The sequence below is a fragment of the Oceanospirillum maris DSM 6286 genome (assembly GCF_000422865.1).
In the GTDB taxonomy this organism is placed as follows: domain Bacteria; phylum Pseudomonadota; class Gammaproteobacteria; order Pseudomonadales; family Halomonadaceae; genus Oceanospirillum; species Oceanospirillum maris.
Genome location: NZ_AUGW01000022.1, coordinates 15,239 through 40,888, shown reverse-complemented (window position 1 = coordinate 40,888; position 25,650 = coordinate 15,239). Strand labels below are relative to the sequence as shown.

Genomic DNA, 25,650 nt, shown 5'->3' with positions numbered 1-25,650 from the left:
ATAATTGTTTATTCAAGGGGAACCCTAGGGACAGACTGCGTTCTGATTCAGGATCAATTACAATGCACATCATTATTGCTCGACACTCACAATAAATAATTGTTTCACATTCACACAATATGGCTGCGACATGTACAGAACAACATTTTTTGCTATAGCGTTTACTTTGGCTATGATTGAAGTACCCATCGCCCAAGCCAATATCAATGCTGCGGATACCTCTTCGGAGACTCAAGTAGCTAATTCTACCTCTGATTCCAACGTGTTGCCTGCAGGTTCCGATAATGCAGCTCTGAATAATGTGGGCAATGAAAGTATGCTTGAATTGCCGTTGCCTATTACCCGTGCTATCGCTCAAGGCATGGCGCTGGAAAGCCGGTTTAAAGCGGAATCTGAGCTAACCGGTTGGGTCTTGTCATTAGACGATCAGTTTACCTTGGTGTACACCACTCCTGACCATCGCACTCTTATTTCTGGTGCCTTAATTAATGAAGCTGGCACCAATCTTTCTGAGCTGTATGCTCAGCAATATTTCCCGAAACCTGATTTTTCTTTGCTAGAAGATACTACTTTTATCAGTATTGGCATGCCGGAAGAGCAGAGCCTTCCTGATTCAGCATCAAGCACGGGAAGCGATGCTAGTGGCGAATCTAATGGTGACGAAACTAGCGATAAATTAGACAATAGTGGCCAAACTGTTGATAACTCAGACAGTGATGAAGCTGAACTTGCCGCACCGGCAGAGCAGCAGAAACCTCATCGTGTAGTCTATGCCTTCTTCGACCCAAGCTGCCCTTTTTGTCATCTCGCATGGCAAGCATTTCAGCCTTATATGGATAAAGGGATTGAGGTTCGCTGGGTTCCGGTGGCTTTCTTAAGCCCTGAAAGTCGCGATAAAGCCGCTGCAATTTTGCAGGACAGCAGCCCAGAAAATGCGCTGGCAGAAAGTATGCGCTTGTTCAATACCGAAGAGCAGCTCCAGACCTCGGTTAAAGAAAGCGCTCGTCGTCAATTGCAGAATAATATGAAGCTGATGCAGCGCTTTGGTATTCAAGGCACGCCAGGCTTAGTTTGGCAGGATGATAACGGCGAGCTTAATATTCGCAGCGGCATGCCGAAATTGGATGACTTTTCTCATATCACCGGCCTGCCAGAGCAACCGCAGACAGACCCTAGATTGTTCCGTTTTCGCTAAGAAAAAGTCAAAAAATAGAAGAATAGTATAAAGAAAGAGTCGTAAAAAAAGAGTATAAACCAAAGAACAGAAGGGAGTTAAAACTGCATGGATGCTATCGCTCTCGGTCCCGGTCCCTTTATGTTATCTGCCAAGGTGATCTACTTGATCACCTCTGTTCTGCTTTTTTTTGCAGGAGCTGAACTGGCGCAATGGCAATTAAAAAAGCGAGGAGCATCCTTAGAACTATCCCGTTGGGCTCAGCAGTGTCTTTGGTTTGGGCTTATCGGTGGGCGTCTCGTCTATGTGCTGATGCACTTTGATAGCTATCGGCATGATCTATTGTCCGTGCTCTATTTTTGGCAACCGGGCTATTCAATTATCGGTGCATTATTGAGCTCGGCTGCCGTAAGTGGCTATTTATTGTTTCAGCATAAAAAAGCACTTTTATTCGCTCTTGGCTGGCTAACGGGCTGTACCCTATTTTGGCTTGTTCTTAGTATAAATGCCCCGCTAAGCCCAAATACCCCTCAGCAGATCCCCGACTTAACGCTATTAACGCTTAATCCATCAAGTGAAACCCCTAAAACAGTGGTGCTGAATAAGCAAAAAGGCGCTGTTATCTTAAATATTTGGGCTAGCTGGTGCGGGCCTTGCCGACGGGAGATGCCAAGTCTTGTCCGTTTTGCGAATGAGCATCCAGATGTGCAGGTGTGGCTTGTTAATCAAGGAGAGTCTAGCTTACAAATTACGCGCTTTATTGAAACGAATGACGACCCCATTCCTGAAAGCCTGATTTTGCTAGACCCAAAACAGAGCCTGATTCAAGCCGTACAAGGCCCAGGTTTACCTATTACGCTTGCCTATAAAGAGGGGCTGCTTATCGACAGTCATATCGGAGAGCTAAACCACGCCCGCTTACGGGAGATGGCTCAAGCCATAGCGCCCAATTGATTCTAAGCTTTAAACCGCTAGGGATTGCCGAGTAAATCCGTTACCATAATGCCCTTTTTTTGCCACCTATTACGACCCATTATCACTCAAAAGATCACTTAAAAAGAGGTATGCATGCTGCCCTACATTCCCGGACAACGATGGATCAGTGACGCAGAGAGCGACTTAGGATTAGGGACAATTCTGACCTGTGAGATGCGAAGCGTAACCGTACTGTTTCCTGCGTCGGGGGAGACCCGTGTGTATGCGACGCGCTCTGCGCCCTTAACACGTGTTTCTTTTTCATCCGGTGACCAGATTGAAAGTCATGACAACCAGCGATTTATCGTCGCAACTGCGATAGAAAATGACGGCTTGCTGATCTATATCTGTGTTGATGTTGAGGGTAACGAGAAAGAGTTGCCAGAAACGCATCTGAGCAACCATCTAAGTCTGCAAAAAGCGAAAGACCGGCTTTTAACGGGCCAGATCGATCGCAATGACTGGTTCAACTTGCGTTATCGTACGTTGGTACAAAGCGATCATCAGAACCGTGCGGCTATTCAAGGCTTGTCTGGTGCCCGTATGGCACTGATCCCGCATCAGCTATATATCGCCCATAGTGTTGCTCGTCGTTATGCGCCACGGGTTTTGCTAGCGGATGAAGTGGGACTGGGTAAAACCGTAGAAGCGGGCTTGATTCTACACCGCCAATGGTTAACCGGTAATGCGAACCGTATCTTGATTGTGGTGCCAGAATCACTTCAGAATCAGTGGTTGGTTGAGATGCTGCGTCGTTTCAACTTGCAGTTTAGCCTGTTCGATTACGAACGCTGCGCCCAGTACCCTGGTCAGAATGCCTTTGAACAAGCCCAATTGGTAATCTGTAGTCTAGAGCTACTGACTGATCACCCAGAGCTGCACGAACAAGCTGTAGCGGCCCAGTGGGATATGCTGGTGGTCGATGAAGCGCACCATCTTGAATGGCATCCAGAAGCGCCAAGTCAGGCCTATCAGTGCATTGAAAAACTCGCAGAAGATACTACCGGCCTTTTACTACTGACGGCGACCCCAGAACAGCTGGGTAAAGCCAGTCACTTTGCTCGCCTGCGCTTACTTGATCCAGAGCGCTATAACGATTTTGAGCAGTTTGAACAGGAAGAAGGCCAATATCAGCCGATTGCTGAAGCGGTAGAGGCCCTAGAAATGATTGCCGATGGCGAGCCAGCCAGCGACGAAGTTATCAATCAGCTACGCGGTCTGCTGCCAGAATCTGATGCTCAAGCTCTAATTGAGTTATTGGAACAAGATGAAGCGGATCTTGAACAGCAAATATCAGCTTGCCTACAGCTACAAGGTCAGCTACTGGATCGCCATGGTACGGGACGTGTATTGTTTCGTAATACTCGGGATACGGTTTCTGGCTTTAAAAAACGTCAATTGCAGCGTCATCCGCAGGAATTGCCAGAAGCTTACGAAGCCCAAATGTCAGAGCCAGAACTACAGGCGCATTTAAGCCCTGAACAGTTTATTGATGATGCACTTATCACCGACAACTGGACCGGAATTGATAGCCGATTTGAATGGTTGTTGAGCCATCTTGACGCCCATAAAGATGAGAAAACTTTACTTATCTGCCACAGTGCGGCCACAGCGCTTACTCTGTCTGAAGCCCTAAAAGATGAAACCGGCCTGCACGCACCAGCCTTTCATGAAGGCTTGAGCATTTTAGAGCGTGATCGTGCGGCGGCTTGGTTTGCTGATCATGATGCTGGCCCACCAATATTAATCTGTTCTGAGATTGGTAGCGAAGGGCGTAACTTCCAGTTTGCCCGTCATTTGATCTTGTTTGATCTGCCATCTAACCCTGATCTTCTAGAGCAGCGGATCGGTCGTTTGGATCGTATTGGTCAGCAGCATGATATTCAGATTCACGTGCCTTATTTTGAAGAATCAGGCCAGCAGGATCTACTCGACTGGTATGATAAAGGCCTGAATGCGTTTGCTGCTCCTTGCCCAGCGGCTTCTGCATTGTTTGCTGAGTTTGGTGATGATGTTGCAGAGGCCATTATCAGTGAAGATGCGGAACGTCTTCAGCAATTGATTGAAACCACTGATCAGCGCCGACAGGAGCTGAACGCAGCCATGCAGGCTGGCCGTGACCGTTTGCTGGAGCGTAACGCCTGTCGCCCGCAGGAAGCGCAAGAGCTGGTTGATGCCATTGAAGAACAAGATGATCCCGAAGCCCTAGAAAACTGGCTAGAAAACGCATTGGATATTTTCGGTGTTAATACCGAAGAAACCAGTGAACAAAGCTGGCATCTGACACCGGGCGAACACATGCTTAACTCGGATCTTCCGGGTTTAGATAATGAAGATGGCTTCTCCATGACCACTCGACGGGAATACGCCCTAGTGCGTGAAGACCTACAGTTCTTCACTTGGGAACATCCATTTGTTCGCGCCCTACAGGAGCAGATTGTTTCTGGTACGTTAGGTAATAACGCCGTCAGCATCTTTAAAACAAAAGCCCTGCCTGAAGGTACGCTATTGTTAGAGATTGTTGCCGCTATTCACTGTGCCGCGCCTAAGCATCTGCAAATTGGCCGTTACCTACCGCCAACGACCCTGCGCTTCTTACTGGATGAGCGGGGAAATGATTTGGGTAAAAAAGTTAGCTTTGAAGGCTTAAGTCCAAAACTGGAACGCCTGAAAAAAGCGACTTCTCGTGAAGTGGTGAAATTACGTCAAGAGCAGATTCGTACCTTAATTGATACGGCTGAAGATCGCGCCAACGAGATTCTGCCAACTATTGTTGAAGATGCTCAGCTGAAAATGCAATCGCTGCTCTACCCTGAGCTGCAACGCATGAAAGCACTGCGGGAGGTAAACCCTGCCATTCGTGATATTGAGGTAAAAGCACTAGAGCTGGAATATATGGCTGTAGCTGATGCCTTGGAGAATGCCCGTGTGAATATTGAGGGCGTTCGAGTGATAGTGACAGCCTAATTGACCGCCGGTAAGTAATAAAAAAAGGTAGATAATAAAAAGAGCCGCTAGAAGCAAAGCTTCTAGCGGCTCTTCTATATTCTCATCACAAAATTATATTCTCACCACAAAATCTAGCGCATTCAGTTATGCGGCTTTTTTATCTACATCTACATAGCCGGAGATTGGTCTTCTGGTTCCGGTGCTTCTGGGTCAATGACCCCAGGCTTGGGCAGCAACGGCGTCATTTTTTGATAGATCGTTTTAACCTGAGACTTATCCTCATCGGACACTTTATCTGACCACGAAAACTCAACAGCGACACGCCATAAATGACGGAAACGCCAGCGAAGGCAGGATAGTAGCTCTGATATTTCGGCTAACTCTACCGCATCAATTTCATTAGGATTCTTTTTGCACCATTCCAACCATTCGCTTAAGTGGTCTGACCCCATGCCCGCTGAATCCCGCACCCAACGTAACTGAGTGATACATTCCGAAACTGCACGAGCTACTCTAGAGCGCGGATGTGAGGCCGCAATATCAAATAGATCAACGACTAGCTCGAATAATTGGCTTACTTGACCATTTTGAATTGCAACATCATTGACGTTAACCGGCGGCAGTTCTTTTTGTACGTGAGCTATTATTTTAGGATCTTTTAACAGTGCCAATAGGGGTTCTACATTGCGCACCCCAAAGGTTGTCATATTAACTTCCAGGTAGGCGTTCCAGGCGAGAATGGTTTTACTGTCTCGGCTGTTGTCGTAGAAAATATCAAAGAGCTGATCGGATATGGCTACTAAAGGCGCTACCCAGCCGATCTCCTTGCTTGGTTTGTAAGAGGGGTAGCCGGAACGGTCACAGCGCTCTTGATGGTCTGCCACACCTTTTAGGGTGTCATCATCGTAAACCTTACGGCCTTCTAGAATAATTCGAGCCACAATTGGATGGGATTTCAACGCTCGCCATTGTGAATAACTTAGCCCTTCTTGCTTTGTCGCCGCATCCACAGGAATATGCAGTAGGCCAATATCATGGCTAAGCCCTGCCGCAAACGCTGAAAAATAGCTCTGATGAGGTAAGCCCATCATTTTGGCCAGCAAGGGGGCCATCCAAGCACCAAACAAGCTGCGTTTATAGATGTCAGGCATAACTTGTTGCATTACGGTAAGGCGTTGTAGGACTTGAGCGGGGATTGGCTTGGCAAAGAAGAGCTGACGGAGAGTAACTTCAAAATCAAAATGCTGATGGAGTAGGTTAAATTCTGATTCTGATTCAACCAGTTCCAAAATTTGATTGAGAACATCATAAAGGGTTAGCGCATTGGCGACATTGATCGACTGGTCCAGCTCCTTTTTCAGTTTATGCTGAACCAAGTGCCCGGCCACACGCGGATTGATTACGGCTCCTTTCTTTAGCAGTAATACCCCAAAATCGTTAAAAATGTCCTCTGACGCCGTGACCGGATTGGTTTCTTGGACATCGGCTAGATGATTAACATATTCATCCGTTTGATTAAGTTGATACTCGCTATTCTGTTCCGACATCCAAACGCCCTTATTGCAGCCATATTTCGTCTGATTTTTTATCCCACTCAAGATAATATCAAACTAGAACGGTTTGCAAATGCTAATAACTGTGTCGCTCTGTTAACGGATGAGAATATCCTCCAAAGCGGGTTTAAGTGTTGGGTACTGAAACTCAAAGCCTTCTTCCTGTAGGCGATAAGGTACCACTTTAGCCCCTGACAGTAACATCTCTGATAGTTCGCCTAGGATGATTTTTAATACACAAGCTGGTACAGGCAGAAGTAAAGGTCGTTTGAGTACCTTGGCTAATATTCGGCTAAAGGTTTCATTACGTACTGGCGTGGGTGCAGAACCATTAAAAGCGCCTTCAAGATCATCTCTTGATATAAGAAAAAGAATCGCTGTAATAAGATCATCGCGGTGTATCCACGGCATATAGTGTTTACCAGAGCCTAATCTTCCCCCAAGGCCCATTTTAAACGCCGGTAGTAAGCGATTTAACATGCCGCCATTTGGTCCTAGAACTAAGCCTGTGCGCAATAAGCAGACCAGACCCTAAGACCTAGCTCCCTTGCAGCCAGAGCCTCGCTCTCCCATTCCAAACACAGTCGGTGGGCAAAGTCATCGTGGCTATCGGATGATTCCGTCACATCCTCATCCCCATGGGGGCCATAAAAACCAATGGCGGAGCCGCTAATCAGCACTTTGGGTTTGTGACTGGCCTCTTTGGCGTAGCGCACTAATTGACGGGTTGGGCCAAGGCGGCTTTGTAATAAGATTTCTTTGCGAGCATCACTCCATCGGGCATCTGCAATGGGTGCTCCGGCCAGATTAATCATCACATCCATCGGTTGATCTAGCCATTGCAGAGGGTCTGTTGCCGCATTAACGGTGTGACCTAAAATAGCATTCACTTGATCTGGGTGCCGACTGACGACGTATAAAACGTGCCCCTGATTCAGTAGCGCATGGCACAAGGCTTGACCGATAAAACCTGTACCTCCTGTGATCATGATATTCATAGGCGGATTCATGGCTGTCTGCATGGGTGTATGCACGGGTGTATGCACGGGTGTATGCGTAGGCGTGTTCATGTGTGAAGCCTCCTGCCGGATATTAAGTACTTAACTAACGGGTATTAAGCATCAATGCTTGAATGTTGAGTATGCGTTATAACCCGAATATTTGTATTATTTTTTTATTTTGTACAACTGGGTACACTAACTAGTGAGAATTCATAATGAGAATCTCTGGGTCAGTCCTTATCAAGCAGCGCGAACACAATATCCTACGTGAAAGAACAAGGTTTAGATTATGAATGGCATTGATACCGTAACAGAAACACAGCCGGAAACCTCTGAAACACAGTTAATTTTATTAGCTCATGGCAGCAGTGATCCTGCGTGGCAAATACCGTTTCAGAAAATGACTCAAAGTATCGCTGATAATCAAAAATACCCTGTAACACTGGCTTTTATGGAATTGTGTCGTCCTTCACTGGAAGATATTGCTCTTAGTTTCTCAGCGGAAAAAAATTATACATTGGAGATTCTTCCTCTTTTTTTCTCTGCAGGTCGCCATCTAAAAAAAGATGTACCTGAGCAGATTAAAGTTCTTAGCCAGAAGTACCCTCACTTAACCCTCAAGCTACACGAGCCTGTGGGAGGGCATCCTAAAATGATAGACGCTTTAACAGCAATTGCCGGTGATTTAGATTTTTTCGATTAAAAAATAGTTGTACAAAATATATTTTTTGTATAATTATAATTGGCAGATAAACCCAGCCATGATTAAAACATGGGGCATATCGTACCGATAGGTTTTGGGTAACAAATAGATTTTGGGTAACAAATTTAGTGAAACTATGGAGATCTGCCGTTATGGAACATCAAACCCTTCATTTTCCACATCAGGAAATACGTGTCGGTATCAGCCAGTGTTTGCTTGGTGACGAAGTCCGCTTTGATGGCGGTCATAAGCATGCTCAATACTGTACTAAGGTTTTAGGCCAGCATTTCACCTTTGTACCCACTTGCCCGGAAGTTGGTGCAGGGATGACCATTCCTAGAGAGCCGATTCGGTTGGTCAATATGAATAACGAAGTTCGGGTGCGAGGTACTAAAAGTGATGAAGATTACACTGAAGCGCTCACCGATTTTAGCCAGCAAGCCGTTCAGCGCCTTACAGGTTTAAGCGGCTATATCTTGCTCGGGAAATCCCCTAGCTGTGGTATGGAGCGGGTCAAGGTTTATCGTGATAACGGCTATCGCTCGGATATTACCCAAGGCGGCGTTTTTGCTGAGACCTTGATGCAAACATATCCAGAGCTTCCTGTAGAAGAAAGTGGCCGTTTAACGGATCCAACGCTACGGGAAAGCTTTTTAACTCGGGTTTATGCTTACCGAACGTGGCAAACACTGGAAGAGACAGGCATAACACCTAAGGCTTTGCTCGATTTCCATAGCGAATACAAACCTCTTCTAATGGCTCATAGTCAGCAAGCTTATCGCGAGCTGGGTAAATGGCTCGCGGGTGTCGATAAAACAACCGTTGAAGAGAAGGCTAAGGCTTATTTGCCAAAGTTTATGGCTATTTTGAAGCAGCCAGCAAGCCGTCAGAATCACACGAATACCTTGATGCACCTGCAGGGTTATCTAAAAAACAATCTAACCAGCGCCGAGCGCCAAAACCTACGCCAAATGATCGATAACTATCGCACGGGCATGATTCCGTTAATTGCGCCCTTAGTCTTGATGCGGCATTTGTTCGAGGTACACGGCTGCGAATACGCCGGTAACTATCGTTATTTATTTCCATACCCTGAATCTCTGGCCATCGACGGTATTTAACCGATACCTAAGGAGATATATGAGTTCGCCTCAAAGCCCATCATTAAACAAAATAGAACGCTCGGAAATAGACCGCCCAAAAACAGCCTACCCAAAAAAAGAGAATGGCTGGATGCCCATACGAGATGTCTCTGAACGTACAGGTGTTAACCCTGTCACGCTTCGTGCGTGGGAACGCCGCTACGGGCTGATTAAACCCCAGCGTACCCATAAAGGTCATCGCCTTTATGCACCGCAGGACATTGAACGTATCGAGCAGATTCAACAATGGCTAGCCCGTGGGGTTTCTGTGGGGCAGGTTGATAAACTACTGGCCCCGCTTAACCAAACGTCACCGTCTCCTCTAAAAGTCACCAGCCAGCCGCTACAGCCAGAATCACCGCTGCAAGCAGAGCCCCACTGGCAGCCTGTATTAGATGAGGCGCTTAACGCCTTGAAGGTGGGACATCTTACTCGCTTTGATCAAAGCTTAAATCAGGTCAGTGCCATCTACCCCGCAGCTCTTTTGATGCGCTTTTTTTGGCAGCCGTTACTGCACCAGCTTTATCTTGAGCCAGAGGGCGCGCGCCGCCAATTAATATTGCTGCAGCTAGAAAGTTATCTCAGAAATCGAGTAGGTGCTCGTTTAACGCATCGCAATATGCAGAGCAAAGATCAGAAACGTTTGTTGCTTAGCCACCTACCGAGCCAACAGCCTAAGTTTGATCTTTGGCTGGCGGCACTAACCTGCACAGACCTCAATATCCCTATCACCTTATTGGATGATATGCCGGACTGGTCGTTACTACATTTGATCGACCAGCAGCAGCCCTTAAGTGGCATTTTGCTATTGGGTCATGACAAAATCCGAGCGCTAAAACCAAGCGAACAGCAGTTGCTGCAAGCGTTAGAGCCGTCTTGCTGGCTTGCGGGGCCGATTGCTCAAATTCAGCCAGAGCAGTTTGAGAGCAACGGCTGGCAGATCAGCCATGACTGGGTTGAGCTATTAGGCGATTTGCGGCAATAAGTGATGGGCTTCCATAAAACAAATTAAAGATCAAAAAAAGAAAAAAGGACGCTCTAGCATGTCTCATCTTGTTTGGTTTCGCGCTGACCTACGCTTACATGATAACCCCGCGCTACATACGGCTTGCCAGCAGGCGGTCATCGACGGTAGTGGTGTTGTTGCTTGTTTTTTACGGCCTCAAGATCAGTGGGAAAACCATCACTGGGGAGAGAACCGAGCACGTTTTACCGAGCGCTGCCTGTTAGATTTGGGGCATGAACTGGCTCAGTTGAATATTTCGCTGATCTGTTGGGATGTGGGGGATTTTAATCAACAGATTCCGGCCTTGCTAAGTTTGAGTCAACAGCTTAGCTGTCAACATATTTGGGCTAATGAGGAGCCTGAGCTTAACGAGCGCCTCCGCGACCAAGCTTTGATAAACCAAGCACAAAAGACGGGTATTCAATGCCATTTTTATAATGACCAAACTCTTCTCCCTATGGGGCAGATCTTGAAAAAAGACGGCACTCCTTATCGGGTTTATGGCGCTTTTCGTAAGCAGGCATTAAAAGAGCTTGAGCGTTTCCCCGTGCAAACCTTGCCAATCCCTCAATCTATGTCGTGTATCACCGAGGCTTCTCAGCAGGATAAAATAACAGTCTTACAGGCCGATGCCGGATCTTTAAATGTCGTCGGTGTGAGTGCATTTCAACCTAAAGCCTATCTTGATGACCCTATCCAGCAACGCTGGCCTGCCACTGAAGCACAGGCGTTTCGTTTATTGGATAGTTTTTGCCAAGAACGTATCTGTCAGTATGATCCGCAACGGGATTTCCCTGGGAATGCTGAAGGTACTAGTCTGTTATCACCGCTAATGGCCACCGGTAAGCTTTCGGTGAAAAGTTGTTGGTTAAGCGCGCAGCAGGTTCAACTTAGTCAGCCTCAAGGGGCACAATCTGCGGGACGTTGGCTGGATGAGCTGCTTTGGCGAGAGTTTTATCGTCACCTGTTGGTGCTTTATCCTGAGTTAAGCTGTTGCCAACCCTTTAAACCTGAGCGGGCACAGATACCGTGGCGTAATGCTCCCGATGATTTAGCCAAATGGCAGCAAGGGACAACAGGTTTTCCTTTAGTTGATGCCGCCATGCGCCAATTAAAAGAAACAGGCTGGATGCACAATCGGCTGAGAATGTTAACGGCGGTCTTTCTGAGTAAATATCTATTGATTGATTGGCGTGAGGGAGAGCGCTGGTTTATGCAGCACTTGGTGGATGGCGATCTAGCCTCTAATAATGGTGGTTGGCAGTGGGCCGCATCCACCGGTACGGACTCTGTACCCTATTTTCGACTACTAAGTCCTTATCGGCAGGCTGAACGCTTTGATGCTCAAGGTGCGTTTATCGCCCGCTTTGTACCGGAGCTAGCCTCGCTACCGGCAAAGCAACGGATTCAGCCAAAGGGTTATGTCAAAGGATACCCTGTCCCCATGCTTGATCTCAGAGAAGGCAAAGATCGAATGATGGCTGCGTTTAAGTCTGCATCGTTTTCCCAAACTTGAGCCAATACCAGCGCCTTACTCTTGCTCGTTAACTGTTGTTTACCTTAACGTAGCGCCCTTAGCAGCGATTGCAGCTCGCTAACTTCTTGGGCGAGCTGTCTGCTGGAAACCCCTGATTGCTGGACGACTTCTTGGTTGGTATGGGCAAGATCCCTAAGCTGGTTTATGCTGCGATCCATCTCATCGCTGGCGCTGGCTTGTTCTGCCACTTGATTGGCAATTCGGTCGCTTCGTGAGGTGACTTCTAGCACGGCGGCAACCACGTCCTGCAAGGTGTCTCCGGCGGAAACAATGCGAGTGGCACTATCACTCGCCTGTTGTTGGCTTAACTGCATCCGTTCAACGGAATCGCCAACGAGTTTACGAATCCGCTCAATCCGTTCAACAATCTGTACCGTCGCTTGCTGTGTTTTAGAGGCTAGTTGGCGCACTTCATCGGCAACGACTGCAAAGCCACGACCCTGCTCACCGGCACGAGCGGCCTCAATCGCAGCATTTAGTGCCAATAGGTTGGTTTGATCCGCAATTTCTGTGATTAACTTGACGGTTTTGGCAACTTCGTTTGATTCTGTCTGTAGAACCAAAATCGCCTCGGACGCTTGCTCAACCGCAATGCGCACCTCTTCCACCTCTGCTACTCCGATACGGACTATTTTGCGACCAGACTCAGCCTGAGTTTCTACGGAGCGCATCAGTTGGTTAATCTCTTGAATATCCGTTTCTACCTCATGAAAACCAGCACTCACTTGATGTGCTGTAGAGACCAAGCTGCTTAGCTCGGCTTCTTGCTGAGACATGGCTTGATGTGACTGCTCGACTTGGTTTTCTGCATTGCTAGCCACTTCAGATAGTTCCTTTGCGGCCTCATCAATACGTCCCGTGAAGTTTCGCAGTTGAGCCGCCTGCATTCGAAGCGCTAGATCAATCGCACCAAACTCATCCATCCGACCGCTATATATCTGCTGAGATACAGGGTTGTTTATAATCGATAAGGATTTGCAGAACATTTTTTTCAATGGCTGCAGCAGAACATTTTGTCCTGCCAAAGCAAAAAAGCCTAAAACACCAATAAGAAAAGCCAAGAGGTTTCGGTTTTCAATAAAGAAAACGAAGAACAATGACAGTAGCGTCATGACTAAAGTTGTTGCTAGGGTGCGGCCAAACGCACTAAAGCGCTTTTTTATGCCGCTTTTTTTGCCAGCATTAATAGCTTGATAGGTAGACTCTGCACGCTCAATGACATCATTGTCCGGCTTTACCCGCACAGATTGATAACCGACAATTTCATCACCTTTATATATCGGTGACACATAGGCATCCACCCAGTAATAGTCGCCATTTATGGCGCGATTTTTTACCAAGCCGATCCATGATTGGCCTCTTTTAATCCGAGCCCATAGATCTGCAAATGCAACGGGCGGCATATCTGGATGACGAACAATATTGTGGTTTTTACCAATTAAAGCATCACGATCGAAGCCACTGATGTCGCAAAAGGCATCATTGGCGTAGGTTGTTTTGCCTTTTAGATCTGTTGTTGAGACTAGGCGGCTCCGTTTATCAAAGGAGCGCTCAGTTTGTGTAACAGGTAAATTCTTTTTCATACCGCACCTTGTACGAGCTCTTAATGCCAGAGGTAATATGGCCGAGCTTTTGTGACGCTTATACTGACTGACAAGGGAAGCCCTTCTGCCAAACAAGTACTTGTTTAAGATTAAGCACTTTTCAGATAAGTCTCTGCCATCAATACAGAAATAGCCTGATTGGATGTCTGCTTTTACTAAACCCGATGTCCGTTCTTGTTAAACCTGATGACCATTCTTGCTAAATACGCGCTAAATAATGGTGCCCTATTCTGTAGGGCTGCCAAAATAAAAATTGCCGAATTATAGCAAATTTACACATAAAGCAGTCTATTCTATGGTCTCAAGACGCTATTTTATTGTGTTAATCTCTGTTAGGTATTTAATATGATCATTTATTGACGGGGTAAACGTGCAATATACCCTCGCACGATTTAGACTATGCGCGAATATTTCTGACAGAATTCGAATAACAACCACTGGATTTTTTCTGTGACCAAGCAAAATTCTTACAACCGTGAAGAGTTGCTGCAATGCAGCCAAGGGGAGCTATTTGGTCCAGGCAATGCTCAACTGCCTGCGCCTAATATGCTTATGCTGGATCGTATCGTAAGCATCACCGAAGATGGCGGTGAGCATGGTAAAGGCGAAATTATCGCTGAGCTAGATATTACGCCTGATCTTTGGTTCTTTGACTGCCACTTCCCAGGCGATCCCGTAATGCCAGGCTGTTTAGGCCTTGACGCCATGTGGCAGCTGGTCGGTTTTCACCTTGGTTGGTTAGGCAATGCTGGTAAAGGTCGTGCGCTGGGTAGTGGTGAAGTAAAATTCACTGGCCAAATTCTACCAACGGCTAAACTAGTGACGTACAAGATCACTATAAAACGCGTGATCTCCCGTAAACTGTGCCTCGGTATTGCTGATGGCTCGGTATCGGTTGATGGTCGCGAAATCTACACTGCAAAAGATCTGCGTGTCGGTTTGTTTACATCGACGGATAACTTCTAAGACAGAGGGCTAACCATGAGACGTGTAGTTGTAACCGGAATGGGCATTGTCTCTTGCCTAGGTAATGACATTGCCTCCGTGCTTGAGTCCCTGCGTCAGGGTCGCTCTGGTATTAAATTCAATGAAGAATACCGTGATCGCGGTTTCCGCAGCCATGTTTCAGGTTCTGTGGATATCAATCTCGATGAGATGATCGACCGTAAGCTGAAGCGCTTTATGGGCGATGCGGCAGGTTTTGCTTATCTGTCTATGCAGCAAGCGATTGCAGATTCAGGTTTAAGTGAAGATCAGGTTTCTAATGTACGTACCGGCCTAATTGCAGGTTCTGGTGGCGCATCATCTGCCGACCAAGTTGAAGCCGCTGATATTCTACGTGAGAAAGGCTTACGTCGTGTTGGCCCATACCGCGTTACACGCACCATGGGCAGTACTGTTTCTGCTTGCTTGGCAACGCCGTTTAAGATCAAGGGTGTGAACTATTCAATCTCTTCTGCTTGCGCGACCAGTGCTCACTGTATTGGTGCCGGTGTTGAACAGATTCAGATGGGTAAACAAGATGTTGTGTTTGCCGGTGGCGGCGAAGAAGAGCATTGGACACTAAGCTGTTTGTTTGATGCTATGGGTGCGCTGTCTACCAAGTATAACGACACCCCTGAAAAAGCTTCCCGTGCCTATGATGCTAACCGTGATGGTTTTGTTATCGCAGGCGGCGGCGGCATGCTGGTTCTGGAAGAGCTGGAACACGCTAAAGCCCGTGGCGCTAAAATCTATGCTGAAGTGGTTGGCTATGGTGCGACCTCTGACGGCTACGATATGGTAGCCCCATCTGGTGAAGGCGCCCAGCGTTGTATGGAACAGGCGCTGGCAACGGTTGACGGTGATGTTGATTACATCAACACCCACGGCACCTCGACGCCTGTTGGAGATGTTGCTGAACTTAAGGCGGTTCGAGCGGTATTCTGCAAAGAAGACGGCGACAAGACCCCAGCAATGAGTTCCACTAAGTCTTTGACGGGTCACTCACTGGGCGCTACCGGCGTACAGGAAGCGATCTATAGCCTGCTGATGATGCATAACAACTTTATCACCGCATCGGCCAACGTCGATGAGCTGGATGAACAAGCACAAGGCTTGGATATCGTGACAGAGCTACGGGAAGATGTAACCCTGAATCGCGTCATGTCCAACAGCTTCGGCTTTGGTGGCACCAACGCCACCTTGATTATGCAGCGTTATGAAGGTTAATCAGCTTGGCTGATTAATAGCGTCTAACAAAGCATCAAAAACCCGCACGACCTTTAGTGTAACGCTAAAGGTCGGAGCGGGTTTTTTTGTGGCTGATACTTTGTTCTCCACTGGCAGCCTGACAATAGCACTGGCACAAAAACCAGTATCTGTTTATAGGGCTTATTCTTCTTGAAATAACTCATTAATAACTCATCAATAGCCTGTTAAGCGGATGGGGGGTGATAAAGAGTATCCTGTGCGCCAATAAAATTGGGCAAAGGATACACTTATGAACTCACAGTCTTCTTATTGTATTGCGCTTTAACCGATCTGCGATGCGAAATTAAGTTATGTTGCAGATGAATAGTGCTATTAATAATTTACGCTGCGTAATCAATAGCTTTCTAGTGAGGAATGATGCCGCATACTTAATAACACACTGTATTTTTTATGGTTTTTATAGATAAAAAACCAACGTTCTCTACTATTGATGATTTATTTTGCAACGAAAAAAATGATAAAATTAAAGAGTAGTATCTCAAAGTATTTAATGTTTAGATGGCTTTGTGTCGGGTTTTATTTCCTATTTTTGGCTGTAACGGCTAATGCCTCTGAAGCACCGGTACTTGATCTCTATTCTGAAAAAAGTCACTGGGCATTAAAAGGATATCTTGATGTTGCTCAAGATAACACCGATGTCAGTATTCCCCAGCTATTTGAAGATGATAGTCTTTTCAGCCATTCTTTAAATGTACCTGTGTGGGGGTTTAAGAATCAGCCGCAGTGGGTTCGTTTTACAATAAGATCTCATCTAAGTGAAGCTTGCCTATGTATGCTCGATATTGCTCCTGCTTTTACGGATGATATTCAACTGTATTGGATTGATGCCAAGAGCAAGCTACAGACAATCAGGACCGGTGACCTTATTCCAACTGATCAGCGCCCGATCAACCTACCCCAACTCATACTGCCTATTACGCTGGAGCCAGGGGAGGAGCGGGTTTTTTTGTTGAGAATATCAAGCGCTGACCCCTTATCCGCAGATATACATCTTTGGAAAAAAGAAGCATTTTTACTACAGACACAAAAAGATAATTTCTACATGTCTGCCTATCTCATATTATTGGCAACTATTACCTTTTCTGGTCTTATATATTCATTACCATTAAAGAGTAAGTTGTATAAATATTATACGCTTTATGTTTTTTCTCAGTTTAGCTTCCAGTTAGCCAGTTCTGGGTATCTGGGTTGGCTGACAGCGCCTTCTTGGCCATATTTCTCTGATTTTGTAGCCAATGCCTCTATTTTTTCCAGTATGATATTTTTCGGACTTTTGTTTGTTCAGCTAACACAGATGAATCAGGATCATCCTAGATTAACCCGAGATTATATTTATATAACAGGCATTGTTTCTGGGTTATGCTTACTGCTCTCATTGACAGAGTATAAGGTTTTTGGGAATTATTTTTCTCATATCTATATTGTCATTTTAATCATTTTTTCAGTTGTTTTTTCACTGTACCGTATCCAGCAGAAAAAATATAAGTTAGGTGGTTATTGTTTCTTTATCTATGGGATTTTGGCAGTAGGTCTTATTTTGCATGTTATTAGGTCTCAAGGATTGATATCGCATAATTTTTGGTCTGATAATGCTATTTACATTGGCACATTAATTCATTTGTTCTCTGTGCAGTTTATGGTTCATTTACAAATATTTTTCTCGCTAAAAGAATCAGAAAAAACACTGGAGTACCGCATAAAGAAAAGAACAGAAGAGCTGCTTCTGAGTAATAAAAAACTTAAAGAAACAAATGATAGAAATCTTTTGCTGCAAGCAGAGTTACAGAAAAGCCTTCGGCAAGAGAGCCGGATTCGTGAAACCCAGCAAGATTTTTTACGAATGGTCTCTAATGAATTTCGTAGCCCTCTGTCGGTTATCGATGGGGCCATTACGTTATTGAGTATGTCGGATAGAACGGAGTACACCACTCGCTTGCAATGGCTTGAAAGAATTAGAGGCGCTAAGCAGCGGCTAACGGCTTTGGTTGATACCAGTCTTTGGGATCAACGTCTTGCGGATGAGAAGTGGCAGCCCAGTAGCGTTAATATCGACCTTAATACTTGGCTGCTTCAGCTCGCAGAGAATTTGCGCAGAATGTACAACGACAGAGATCTTCAATTTCAAGCGATGGAAACAGTCTCTTTGGATATTGATGCGGATATACTCAAAATGGTACTGCAGAATTTGATTGATACGGTTGTACTGCAAACGCCCCAAGTAAAAAAATATCTTTAGAGTCTCAAGTCTCCATCGATCGTATTTACATCATCATTGGTATAACAGGAGCGCAGTTGAACCCTGAACTTTCTGACGAGCTAAAACGGCCATACGGTAAAAGTAAAACCGGAGGGCTTTATATGGCTGGACTTGCAGTCAAACGGCTGGGGGGGACTCTGGATTATATGTGCATAGAACAAGGCGCTAGCTTTATTGTCACCTTGCCAACGGGTAAGAAGAAGGTTTCATTAAATGACTGAAAAGTTCCGCATTATCATCGTGGAAGATGACATGACACTACGTAGCCTTCTTGTTGAAATTTTTAGGCTGCAGGGCTTTGATGTTGATGAAGCAGAGGGTGTTGATGCGTTTTTTTCTATCTGGAAGGAACGAGACTACCATTTGATTCTACTGGATCTGAATCTGGTGGATGAAGATGGCTTGGTTCTTCTGAGAAAAATTAGGCTAAAAAGCGATGTACCTTTGTTTGTTGTTTCTGGCCGTGCTGACCGAGAAACGCGCTTAGCAGCTTTGGAAATGGGCGCTGATGATTACATCGTTAAGCCTTTTGATACGCAGGAGCTTCTGATTCGCACTCGGAACTTTCTACGGCGGATGAATAATAAACAGGAAGGTTTAAACCAAGCCACAAATAAAAATGGATGGAAGCTGGGGAGCTGGCTCCTTTCAGAGAAGACCTGCAGTCTACAGTCAGAGAGCGGTGGTGAAGTTTACTTGACGCAGTCTGAGTACAAAGTTCTCCTGACCCTCTTGCGTGCCCAGGGAGCCTACGTCAGCAAAATGATGCTTATGGACGCCATTGATGATGGCCAGTTTGACTCATCGCCAGAGACTATAGCGGTATTAATTCATCGCATACGACGTAAAATTGGTAATAAAGATATTATTCATACGATGCAAAAGCACGGCTACCGAATTCGTCAGTAACCGCTTTAAGCCTACCTGTAGTGCATGCACTATCTAGTGCTTTACAACTAGTGCTTTACAACACCCACGCTAGTACCAGTGGCAAGGTGATAACACTGGCGAAGTTACCCAGCAGTACGATAGAGGCGACGCGGGCCGGTTCCTGATTAAATTGTTCGGCGATCATATAGTTGAGAACGGCGGGTGGTAGTACGCTGAAGATAAAGAGTACCGCTAATTGCTGGCTATCAAATGTCCAGATAAAGGTAGCGGCCCAAGCCATTAGTAGCCCTGATAGCGGGCATAAGATTGCCCCTGTTAATCCCATTTTCCAATCGGAAAGATCTACAGATAGCAGGCGTACACCTAGGGTAAATAGCATCAATGGAATGGAGATCTGTCCTAGCATATCCATCGGGATGGCAATGGATTCTGGTAATGACCAGCCCATAATACTGAAGGCAAAGCCCAGAATAGTGGCCTGTACCACGGGCATTTTCAACATCGCGCTGAGCTTGGTTTTGTGATCAAGAATATAAAGCCCGATACTAAAGTGCAGCAGCATCTCAACAATAAAGACCATGACTGCCGCCGGTAGGGCGGATTCACCAAAGGCCAGTACGATCAGCGGAATGCCCATATTGCCGGTATTATTAAACATCATCGGCGGGATAAAGGTTTTCAGATTCCAGCCTAAAAGTTTTATTAGGGGCAGAAGAATGATACCCGACCCCAGCACGACTAATGCAGACGCCAGTGCTAAATCGTGGTAGGCGACCATATCAAAAGACTTATCTGCCAGTACTGAGAACACCAGCGCCGGTACAAAAACATCCATATTCATCCGGTTGGCGGCAGAGATATCGGTATGTTTCCAACGACCATAAAATGCGCCAATGGCAACCACTAAGAACAGTGGAAAAACCGTTAGCAGTAACTTCTCAATGAGCACAGAACCTCTCCTTGAACCTAGGCTTAATAGCCTGCACAAAAAAAGGGACTAAAAAAGTCCCTGAAAATAGATTAAATTCCAGCGAATAAGCGAGCAGCGCTAGTTATTGATCATTTGGTTATTGATCATTTGGTACGAGAAGTACCGGAATCTTAGAGTGCATTCCGATCTGTTGAGCGGTGTCTCCCAGAAGTTTTTGTCCAAATATGCCGTGATGGCTGTGCGAGCCGATCACAATCAGATCCGCTTGTTCAGCTTTAGCCACTTTTAAAACCAGCTCAGAAGGGTTGGATTCTTCTACCAGAATATCAATATTTAATTGATCTCCATCTGGAAGGTTCTCAAGCTCTTCATCACGAAACTTAGCAACCCGAGCTTCCATGGTGTCACGAACCCGAGTCATACCTTCATCATGGATCTCTTCCAGTGCTTCTTTGGGCAGGTAATGCTCAATAATGGCATGGCCAAATTCACTCACCGGCTCTAACGCATGTACCATAATAATACGGGCGTTGTAGGTTCGAGCCAGTTTCACCGCATGACGGAATACGGGGCGGGTATTTTTGCCAAGGGTTGTGGCATAAACAATGGTGCTGATTTCTGGAAGCATATATCACCTTTTCTATAGGTCTGCATAAGCCCTGTTTAGGGCTTAAAGGATACGAAACCTTGCACTTAACGCTTCAAGCTGGGCTGCGCGGTCGTGAACCGCTTGGCTGGCTGATACGATCTGTGCCGTCGCTTCATGGTTCTGGTCTATCTCATGGGCGATATGATCCATGTCCTGAGCCATTTGACGGGTTGTCTCTGCCACCTCTCTAACCGCATTCATAATCTCTTGGGTTTGATTGGAGGCTTCGCGGGTTTGTTGCTCGATAGCATGCACCGCTTCAATCGCTTGGTCACCTAAGGCTCGGCCCTGTTCCACGCGACTTCGACTTTGCTTCATCGCGCTGATCACCCCTTGGGTTTCCTGTTGAATCGCTTCGACTTTACCTGTGATCTCACTTGTCGCTTTTACAGTTTGCTCTGCAAGTGTTCTAACCTCGTCGGCAACAACGGCAAAACCACGGCCGTGTTCACCGGCCCGAGCGGCTTCAATGGCAGCATTTAGTGCGAGCAAGTTAGTTTGTTCGGCAACACCCACAATAAGATCGATCACCATATCAATCTCTTTAGAACGTGCCCCTAGGGCCTCTACCGAGCTACTGGCTTGATCCACAACCTCAGCGACATCCGCAAGGGATTGAATCGCTTGGCTGATGACCTGGGAACCTTCATGGGCAGTTTCAAAGGCGGCATTAGCGGCATCGCTCACATGCTGAGTGGTATATGCCACTTGATCTATGGTGGCGCTAATCTCTTCTGTCGCGGCCACCAGAGAGTTGCTTCGTGAGGAGATAGATGAGCTGCCATCGACAATCTGCTGTACAGAAGAGTCCATGCTATCTGCTGTGTTTTTTAACTCATGGTTACTCTGAACCAAGTGTCGAATCACATCGTTTAAGCTACTACCCATTGTGTTAGAGGCTGCGGCCAGATGACGAAACTCATCCTGTGCGTTACCTTTTTCCACCAGCTTGTGGGTTAAATCCCCTTTGGCAATATTACTGAGTACGTCAAGAATCTGCTTAATATTACGAGAGATAGACAGTGCAACAGAGGACACGATAGCACCAATGGCCAGGGCTAAAAGGGCGCTCCCTAAGGTAATTGACCAGCGAGCAGTATCTGTTGCTTCTTCGACATGTTGTTGTGCGTGAACAAGCAGATTATTTTGCAAGTAATCGGTACTTTGTTGCATTTGATCTGAGATTTTTTGGCGGAAAATGGAGAGATCTTTATCCAATGCGGCAAGTTTGCTTCTTTGAGTCATAACGCTGTGCAGCGAGGCCTCATACTTATCCACAAAGGGAAAAAAGATATCGTCAAAGGCCATCGCTCTTATATCGGTTCGCAGTTGGTCCAGAGACGCTTGAACAATAGAGCGTTGCTCTTTTGTTGGGTAGATCAAAAAGTCCTTCTCTTTAGCACGAACTTCACGTAATCGCGCGGCAAAAGAGCCAAATACTTCAATCTCACCCAGTAGGGCGACAGCATCTTTATCCAGTGTGCCTAAGGCTCCGCTGTGGCCATTTAAGCCATAAGCCTTACGTAGCTGTACCCACTGGTCTAGAGACTCAAGATAAGGCGCTATGGTTCTTGTTGTCTCCGTTAATAGCGTTTTTGCACGCTGATCATGGACATCTCGGGCGGCGGTATTAAGCTGATTAACACCGTTGTTTCTTAAATCGACAAGCTTGCTATCGATTTGAGTGATGGTGTCTTCGTTGGCTGTTTCTCGTAGTTTCGCAAATTGCAGTAATTGAACTTCAAGGTTAGTGACTGTCTGCGCGACGCGCCCTAAGCTTATAACGTGCTCAGAGGCTCCCGCCAGTAGGTTCAAACTAACAATGGAATAGATGCCGATAGCACTAATTCCCATAACAACAACCAGTACAACAGTGATAAGTTTTTGACGTAATGAGAGATTCAGACTCATTGTCAGGGCTCCTTAAACCTCGTATGAGGCGATATTCTTTGTTTTTATTTTGGCTTTTGGTATCACTTTATTGACGCTGTTTTATTCGGGTCATTTTATTAGCACTTATTTTTATAGCGCACTAGGTGTTACCAAAAGCCGAGCCTTGATCTGTCCGTAGATCTCCATTTCAGAGTTTTATCTGTCAGAGCGTTATCTGTGAGCATCCGGTCGATATTCACTCAATCGATCCACTAAATAGATAATAGATTGATAAGGAATACCACTGTTCTCACTTAAACCGATTTCACAGGTTCTGCTGTTAGAAAAGCCTTCATCACAACCTTTAACGGCTTCTGGCAGATCTTTTAGCGCAGATGCATTTAATTCAGGTTGGGAGAAGCCTTTATCCCCAGCAAAACCACAACAGGTAATATCCGGTGGTATGACAACGTTCTCTGCACAAGCTTGCGCCAAAGCCACAAACTTGTCAGCCAGTCCCATTTTGGTGGTGCTGCAAGTAACATGCAGCGCAATGCGATCGGTTTTATGGGGTATTGTCAGACGAGGTAGAACAAAGTCATAAATAAATTCGACCTGTTCATATAATCGCAGACGACTATCCAGTTTTTCACGCATTTGCATCAGGCAGGGACTGGTGTCACAAAACACCGGATAACGCCCGTCTTCAGTTGCGGCCAGTAACGCCTGGTTTAACTGCTCTGCTTTCGCATCAGCAGCGGCGAACTGCCCCTTGCTCTGAAATGGCATGCCGCAGCATTGATCACCTATCTGATCTGGGAAGATAATCTGAAAACCTGCTTTATTCAGCAAGCTCAAAGCAACTTCCGGCGTTGATCTATCCTCACCCTGATGACGCGCAGCGCCCATAATTCGCGTAGCACAACTTGGCAGATAGACCACTCGGTCTTCTGCTCGATTGTTTCCGCTATTAACGTCAGTGACAGCATCCCCCTGCAGACGATGTAACTGACTCAGAGACTGACGCTTAAGAAGAGAGTCTATCTTAGGCGCAGCCTTAGGCATGGAAGGTGTCCACTGCTGCACACGGTTCCCAGACACTTTACGTGCTGTGGAGGTGAAGGTCGTCATTGCTTTACTGCCGACCAAAGCATGCATTCCATCTGCAATCTTTAGCATGGCACGGGAGGTGTTGGCAACTGTTTCGAAATGATTGCCAATCCATTTTGCCGTTCCCGAATAGCCTTTATTCCGCTCATAGCGCAGGCTGCGGGTTAAATCACCGGTATTAATATCCACAGGGCAATTCATTTCACACAGGCCGCAACCGGCACAGGTATCAATACCTTGGTAGTCGTATTCGCTGACCATCTCTTTCAATCGAGCCGCATCTTCTGTGTTCTTTCTGTTCGGTTTTTCAGACTCTGCCTCAAGGCGATTGATCTCCCGCCAGATCACAATACGCTGGCGCGGTGTTAGGCTTAAATTGCGGGATGGGCAGGAGGATTCACAGAAACCACATTCGATACATTTATCGATCAAGGGGCTTGCTGGAGGCAGCGGTTTTAGGTTCTCAAGGTGCAAGTTAGGGTTGCGGGTTAGAATAACATCAGGATTCAATAGATGCGCAGGATCAAACAGCGCTTTCAACTGCCACATCAGCTCGTAGCCATCTTTGCCCCATTCAAGCTCCACATAGGGGGCCATATTACGGCCGGTGCCATGCTCTGCTTTAAGTGACCCCTTGTATTTTACAGCGACTAAATTGGCAACTTCATCCATCAATTGTTGGTAGCGTGCGACCTCTTTGGGGCCGTCAAAACCCTGAGTGAACACAAAATGTAGGTTTCCCTCTAAGGCGTGACCAAACAATAGGGCTTCGTCGTAACCGTATTTACGGAATACTTGCTGTAGCTCCAGTACGCCTTCTGCCAGTTGTTCGACGGGAAAGGCAACATCTTCAATAATGACTGTTGTGCCGGTTAGACGAACAGCGCCGACGGCAGGAAATAAGCCTTTACGTATCTTCCAATACAGAGCGTAGGTACTTGCATCTTCGGTGAATTCAATAGGCGTGACGGTTTCGATACCTTCAATGGCGGCAGCAACGTCTGCTAGCTTTTGATCCAGCTCGGTACGATCACTGGCGCGAACATCGACTAACAGCGCGGCAACATCCTTCCCCAGCGTTTTCAGAATATCAGGCATACCGGGTTTGTCTTCCACTGCATGAAGGCCGGCACGATCAATCAGCTCTACTGCGGCTACGGGGGACGGCTTCATGGCGATAACGGCGCGGCAGGTGGCGGCCATATCTGGGAAGAAAATCAAGGCGGCCGCTTTTAGCGGATGTTCAATGACGGTGCGATAGGTGACTTCGCTAATAAAGCCTAAGGTGCCTTCGGAGCCGATCATCAGATGCTTTAGAATCTCAAACGGATCAGTGTAATCCACCAGAGCGTTCAAACTGTAACCTGTAGTATTTTTTAGGCGGTATTTATGACGAATGAGATCCGCCAATTGCTGATTGTCACGGGTTTTATCCCCCAGTGCTTTTAGCTCAGACAGTAGCTCAGCGTGACTCTCGGAAAATGCCTTACGACTGGCCTCATCAGAGGTGTCTAGCAGGGAGCCATCTGCCAAGATCACCCGCATATTTTCCACGGTGTTATAGCTGTTTTGGGCTGTGCCGCAGCACATGCCACTAGCGTTATTAGCGGCAATACCACCAATCATGGCGGCATTAATGGATGCGGGATCAGGGCCAATTTTACGTTGGAAAGGCGCTAATAACTGATTCGCTTTACCGCCAATTATTCCCGGTTGTAGAGAAATACATGCACCATGATCATGAATACGATAACCGCGCCAATGGCTACTGAGCTGAATAAGCACAGAATCGGTTATTGCTTGACCAGAAAGACTGGTACCTGCTGCACGGAAGGTCACCGGAAGCTTACGGGCAGCCGTCGCTTTAAGTACTTTGATAACCTCTTCTTCGTTATCAACTCGCACGACTAACTGAGGGATTAGCCGATAAAAACTAGCATCGGTACCATAGGCAAGCGTTCGCAGCTCGTCATGGATCAGACGGTCTTGGGATATAAATTGACGAAGCTCGTTAGCAAGCTCATGGTATGCGTGTTTCATATT

Annotated in this window: 20 protein-coding genes; 12 read left to right on the top strand and 8 right to left on the bottom strand. The window is 46.4% G+C overall.

The features are described 5' to 3' along the window. The first annotated feature begins 130 nt into the window (after window positions 1-130). From G517_RS20135 to rapA, 3 genes are all read left to right on the top strand, one after another. Window positions 131-1,195, top strand: coding sequence for a thioredoxin fold domain-containing protein (locus G517_RS20135; protein WP_028304269.1), 1,065 nt, complete (start codon window positions 131-133; stop codon window positions 1,193-1,195). A gap of 87 nt (window positions 1,196-1,282) precedes the next feature. After that, entirely contained in the window at window positions 1,283-2,128 is an 846-nt protein-coding gene (locus G517_RS0109820) for a TlpA disulfide reductase family protein (protein WP_028304268.1), read from the top strand. Between the two features lie 114 nt (window positions 2,129-2,242). After that, the gene (rapA, locus tag G517_RS0109815; RefSeq protein WP_036591103.1) at window positions 2,243-5,116 is read left to right on the top strand and encodes an RNA polymerase-associated protein RapA; all 2,874 of its coding nucleotides are present in this window, start codon (window positions 2,243-2,245) and stop codon (window positions 5,114-5,116) included. 149 nt (window positions 5,117-5,265) lie between these two features. Here the strand turns inward: rapA and G517_RS0109810 are convergent, their stop codons facing one another. The 3 genes from G517_RS0109810 to G517_RS21290 all read right to left on the bottom strand — a co-directional run bounded on the left by G517_RS0109810 (window position 5,266) and on the right by G517_RS21290 (window position 7,721). After that, the gene (locus G517_RS0109810) at window positions 5,266-6,645 is read right to left on the bottom strand and encodes an HD-GYP domain-containing protein (RefSeq protein ID WP_028304266.1); all 1,380 of its coding nucleotides are present in this window, start codon (window positions 6,643-6,645) and stop codon (window positions 5,266-5,268) included. A 102-nt stretch (window positions 6,646-6,747) separates the two neighbouring features. Beyond that, complete coding sequence (locus tag G517_RS21295; RefSeq protein ID WP_342662500.1) at window positions 6,748-7,131, bottom strand: DUF1731 domain-containing protein; 384 nt, start codon at window positions 7,129-7,131, stop codon at window positions 6,748-6,750. A 20-nt stretch (window positions 7,132-7,151) separates the two neighbouring features. Then, window positions 7,152-7,721, bottom strand: coding sequence for an NAD-dependent epimerase/dehydratase family protein (locus G517_RS21290; protein ID WP_342662499.1), 570 nt, complete (start codon window positions 7,719-7,721; stop codon window positions 7,152-7,154). 220 nt (window positions 7,722-7,941) lie between these two features. Here G517_RS21290 and G517_RS0109800 point away from each other — a divergent pair, with 220 nt between their 5' ends. The 4 genes from G517_RS0109800 to G517_RS0109785 all read left to right on the top strand — a co-directional run bounded on the left by G517_RS0109800 (window position 7,942) and on the right by G517_RS0109785 (window position 12,019). Beyond that, window positions 7,942-8,355 (top strand): sirohydrochlorin chelatase, encoded by a 414-nt coding sequence (locus G517_RS0109800; protein WP_051206275.1) that lies wholly within the window; start codon window positions 7,942-7,944, stop codon window positions 8,353-8,355. A 152-nt stretch (window positions 8,356-8,507) separates the two neighbouring features. Beyond that, window positions 8,508-9,476, top strand: coding sequence for a YbgA family protein (locus G517_RS0109795; RefSeq protein ID WP_051206274.1), 969 nt, complete (start codon window positions 8,508-8,510; stop codon window positions 9,474-9,476). A gap of 112 nt (window positions 9,477-9,588) precedes the next feature. Further along, window positions 9,589-10,482, top strand: coding sequence for a MerR family transcriptional regulator (locus G517_RS21225; RefSeq protein ID WP_169447908.1), 894 nt, complete (start codon window positions 9,589-9,591; stop codon window positions 10,480-10,482). A gap of 58 nt (window positions 10,483-10,540) precedes the next feature. Next, window positions 10,541-12,019 (top strand): cryptochrome/photolyase family protein, encoded by a 1,479-nt coding sequence (locus tag G517_RS0109785; protein WP_028304263.1) that lies wholly within the window; start codon window positions 10,541-10,543, stop codon window positions 12,017-12,019. A gap of 44 nt (window positions 12,020-12,063) precedes the next feature. Here the strand turns inward: G517_RS0109785 and G517_RS0109780 are convergent, their stop codons facing one another. After that, the gene (locus tag G517_RS0109780; RefSeq protein WP_028304262.1) at window positions 12,064-13,623 is read right to left on the bottom strand and encodes a methyl-accepting chemotaxis protein; all 1,560 of its coding nucleotides are present in this window, start codon (window positions 13,621-13,623) and stop codon (window positions 12,064-12,066) included. A 471-nt stretch (window positions 13,624-14,094) separates the two neighbouring features. On the opposite strand from G517_RS0109780, the gene fabA reads away from it, so the two are divergent. The 5 genes from fabA (at window position 14,095) to G517_RS0109755 (ending at window position 19,063) form a co-directional block, all read left to right on the top strand. Beyond that, window positions 14,095-14,610 carry a 3-hydroxyacyl-[acyl-carrier-protein] dehydratase FabA gene (fabA, locus tag G517_RS0109775; protein ID WP_028304261.1) on the top strand — a complete coding sequence of 172 codons (516 nt, stop codon included), beginning with the start codon at window positions 14,095-14,097 and terminating at the stop codon, window positions 14,608-14,610. A 15-nt stretch (window positions 14,611-14,625) separates the two neighbouring features. Then, window positions 14,626-15,855, top strand: a complete 1,230-nt coding sequence (fabB, locus tag G517_RS0109770; protein ID WP_028304260.1) for a beta-ketoacyl-ACP synthase I — start codon at window positions 14,626-14,628, stop codon at window positions 15,853-15,855. Between the two features lie 532 nt (window positions 15,856-16,387). Beyond that, a complete protein-coding gene (locus G517_RS0109765) occupies window positions 16,388-18,133 on the top strand; it encodes a sensor histidine kinase (RefSeq protein WP_028304259.1) in 1,746 nt (581 codons plus the stop codon). A gap of 56 nt (window positions 18,134-18,189) precedes the next feature. After that, window positions 18,190-18,375 carry an ATP-binding protein gene (locus G517_RS0109760; protein ID WP_028304258.1) on the top strand — a complete coding sequence of 62 codons (186 nt, stop codon included), beginning with the start codon at window positions 18,190-18,192 and terminating at the stop codon, window positions 18,373-18,375. Continuing rightward, a complete protein-coding gene (locus tag G517_RS0109755; RefSeq protein WP_028304257.1) occupies window positions 18,368-19,063 on the top strand; it encodes a response regulator transcription factor in 696 nt (231 codons plus the stop codon). The genes G517_RS0109760 and G517_RS0109755 overlap by 8 nt, the downstream gene beginning before the upstream one ends. Window positions 19,064-19,118: 55 nt before the next feature. Here G517_RS0109755 and G517_RS0109750 read toward each other — a convergent pair whose 3' ends face one another. The 4 genes from G517_RS0109750 to G517_RS0109735 form a co-directional block, all read right to left on the bottom strand. Next, window positions 19,119-19,994: an AEC family transporter gene (locus tag G517_RS0109750; RefSeq protein WP_028304256.1), complete on the bottom strand. Its 876-nt coding sequence runs from the start codon at window positions 19,992-19,994 to the stop codon at window positions 19,119-19,121. 118 nt (window positions 19,995-20,112) lie between these two features. Continuing rightward, on the bottom strand, window positions 20,113-20,604 hold the full coding sequence (locus tag G517_RS0109745) for a universal stress protein (protein WP_028304255.1): 492 nt from the start codon (window positions 20,602-20,604) through the stop codon (window positions 20,113-20,115). A gap of 42 nt (window positions 20,605-20,646) precedes the next feature. After that, the gene (locus tag G517_RS0109740; RefSeq protein WP_028304254.1) at window positions 20,647-22,536 is read right to left on the bottom strand and encodes a methyl-accepting chemotaxis protein; all 1,890 of its coding nucleotides are present in this window, start codon (window positions 22,534-22,536) and stop codon (window positions 20,647-20,649) included. A 192-nt stretch (window positions 22,537-22,728) separates the two neighbouring features. Next, the gene (locus G517_RS0109735) at window positions 22,729-25,647 is read right to left on the bottom strand and encodes an FAD-binding and (Fe-S)-binding domain-containing protein (RefSeq protein ID WP_028304253.1); all 2,919 of its coding nucleotides are present in this window, start codon (window positions 25,645-25,647) and stop codon (window positions 22,729-22,731) included. Between the last annotated feature and the right edge of the window lie 3 nt (window positions 25,648-25,650).

Excerpts from the sequence above, each read along its gene's own strand:
- G517_RS20135 (WP_028304269.1), top strand. The coding sequence starts at position 131 with ATGTACAGAACAACATTTTTTGCTATAGCGTTTACTTTGGCTATGATT.
- G517_RS0109820 (WP_028304268.1), top strand. The coding sequence starts at position 1,283 with ATGGATGCTATCGCTCTCGGTCCCGGTCCCTTTATGTTATCTGCCAAG.
- rapA (WP_036591103.1), top strand. The coding sequence starts at position 2,243 with ATGCTGCCCTACATTCCCGGACAACGATGGATCAGTGACGCAGAGAGC.
- G517_RS0109810 (WP_028304266.1), bottom strand. The coding sequence starts at position 6,645 with ATGTCGGAACAGAATAGCGAGTATCAACTTAATCAAACGGATGAATAT.
- G517_RS21295 (WP_342662500.1), bottom strand. The coding sequence starts at position 7,131 with ATGTTAAATCGCTTACTACCGGCGTTTAAAATGGGCCTTGGGGGAAGA.
- G517_RS21290 (WP_342662499.1), bottom strand. The coding sequence starts at position 7,721 with ATGAACACGCCTACGCATACACCCGTGCATACACCCGTGCATACACCC.
- G517_RS0109800 (WP_051206275.1), top strand. The coding sequence starts at position 7,942 with ATGAATGGCATTGATACCGTAACAGAAACACAGCCGGAAACCTCTGAA.
- G517_RS0109795 (WP_051206274.1), top strand. The coding sequence starts at position 8,508 with ATGGAACATCAAACCCTTCATTTTCCACATCAGGAAATACGTGTCGGT.
- G517_RS21225 (WP_169447908.1), top strand. The coding sequence starts at position 9,589 with ATGCCCATACGAGATGTCTCTGAACGTACAGGTGTTAACCCTGTCACG.
- G517_RS0109785 (WP_028304263.1), top strand. The coding sequence starts at position 10,541 with ATGTCTCATCTTGTTTGGTTTCGCGCTGACCTACGCTTACATGATAAC.
- G517_RS0109780 (WP_028304262.1), bottom strand. The coding sequence starts at position 13,623 with ATGAAAAAGAATTTACCTGTTACACAAACTGAGCGCTCCTTTGATAAA.
- fabB (WP_028304260.1), top strand. The coding sequence starts at position 14,626 with ATGAGACGTGTAGTTGTAACCGGAATGGGCATTGTCTCTTGCCTAGGT.
- G517_RS0109765 (WP_028304259.1), top strand. The coding sequence starts at position 16,388 with ATGTTTAGATGGCTTTGTGTCGGGTTTTATTTCCTATTTTTGGCTGTA.
- G517_RS0109755 (WP_028304257.1), top strand. The coding sequence starts at position 18,368 with ATGACTGAAAAGTTCCGCATTATCATCGTGGAAGATGACATGACACTA.
- G517_RS0109745 (WP_028304255.1), bottom strand. The coding sequence starts at position 20,604 with ATGCTTCCAGAAATCAGCACCATTGTTTATGCCACAACCCTTGGCAAA.
- G517_RS0109740 (WP_028304254.1), bottom strand. The coding sequence starts at position 22,536 with ATGAGTCTGAATCTCTCATTACGTCAAAAACTTATCACTGTTGTACTG.
- G517_RS0109735 (WP_028304253.1), bottom strand. The coding sequence starts at position 25,647 with ATGAAACACGCATACCATGAGCTTGCTAACGAGCTTCGTCAATTTATA.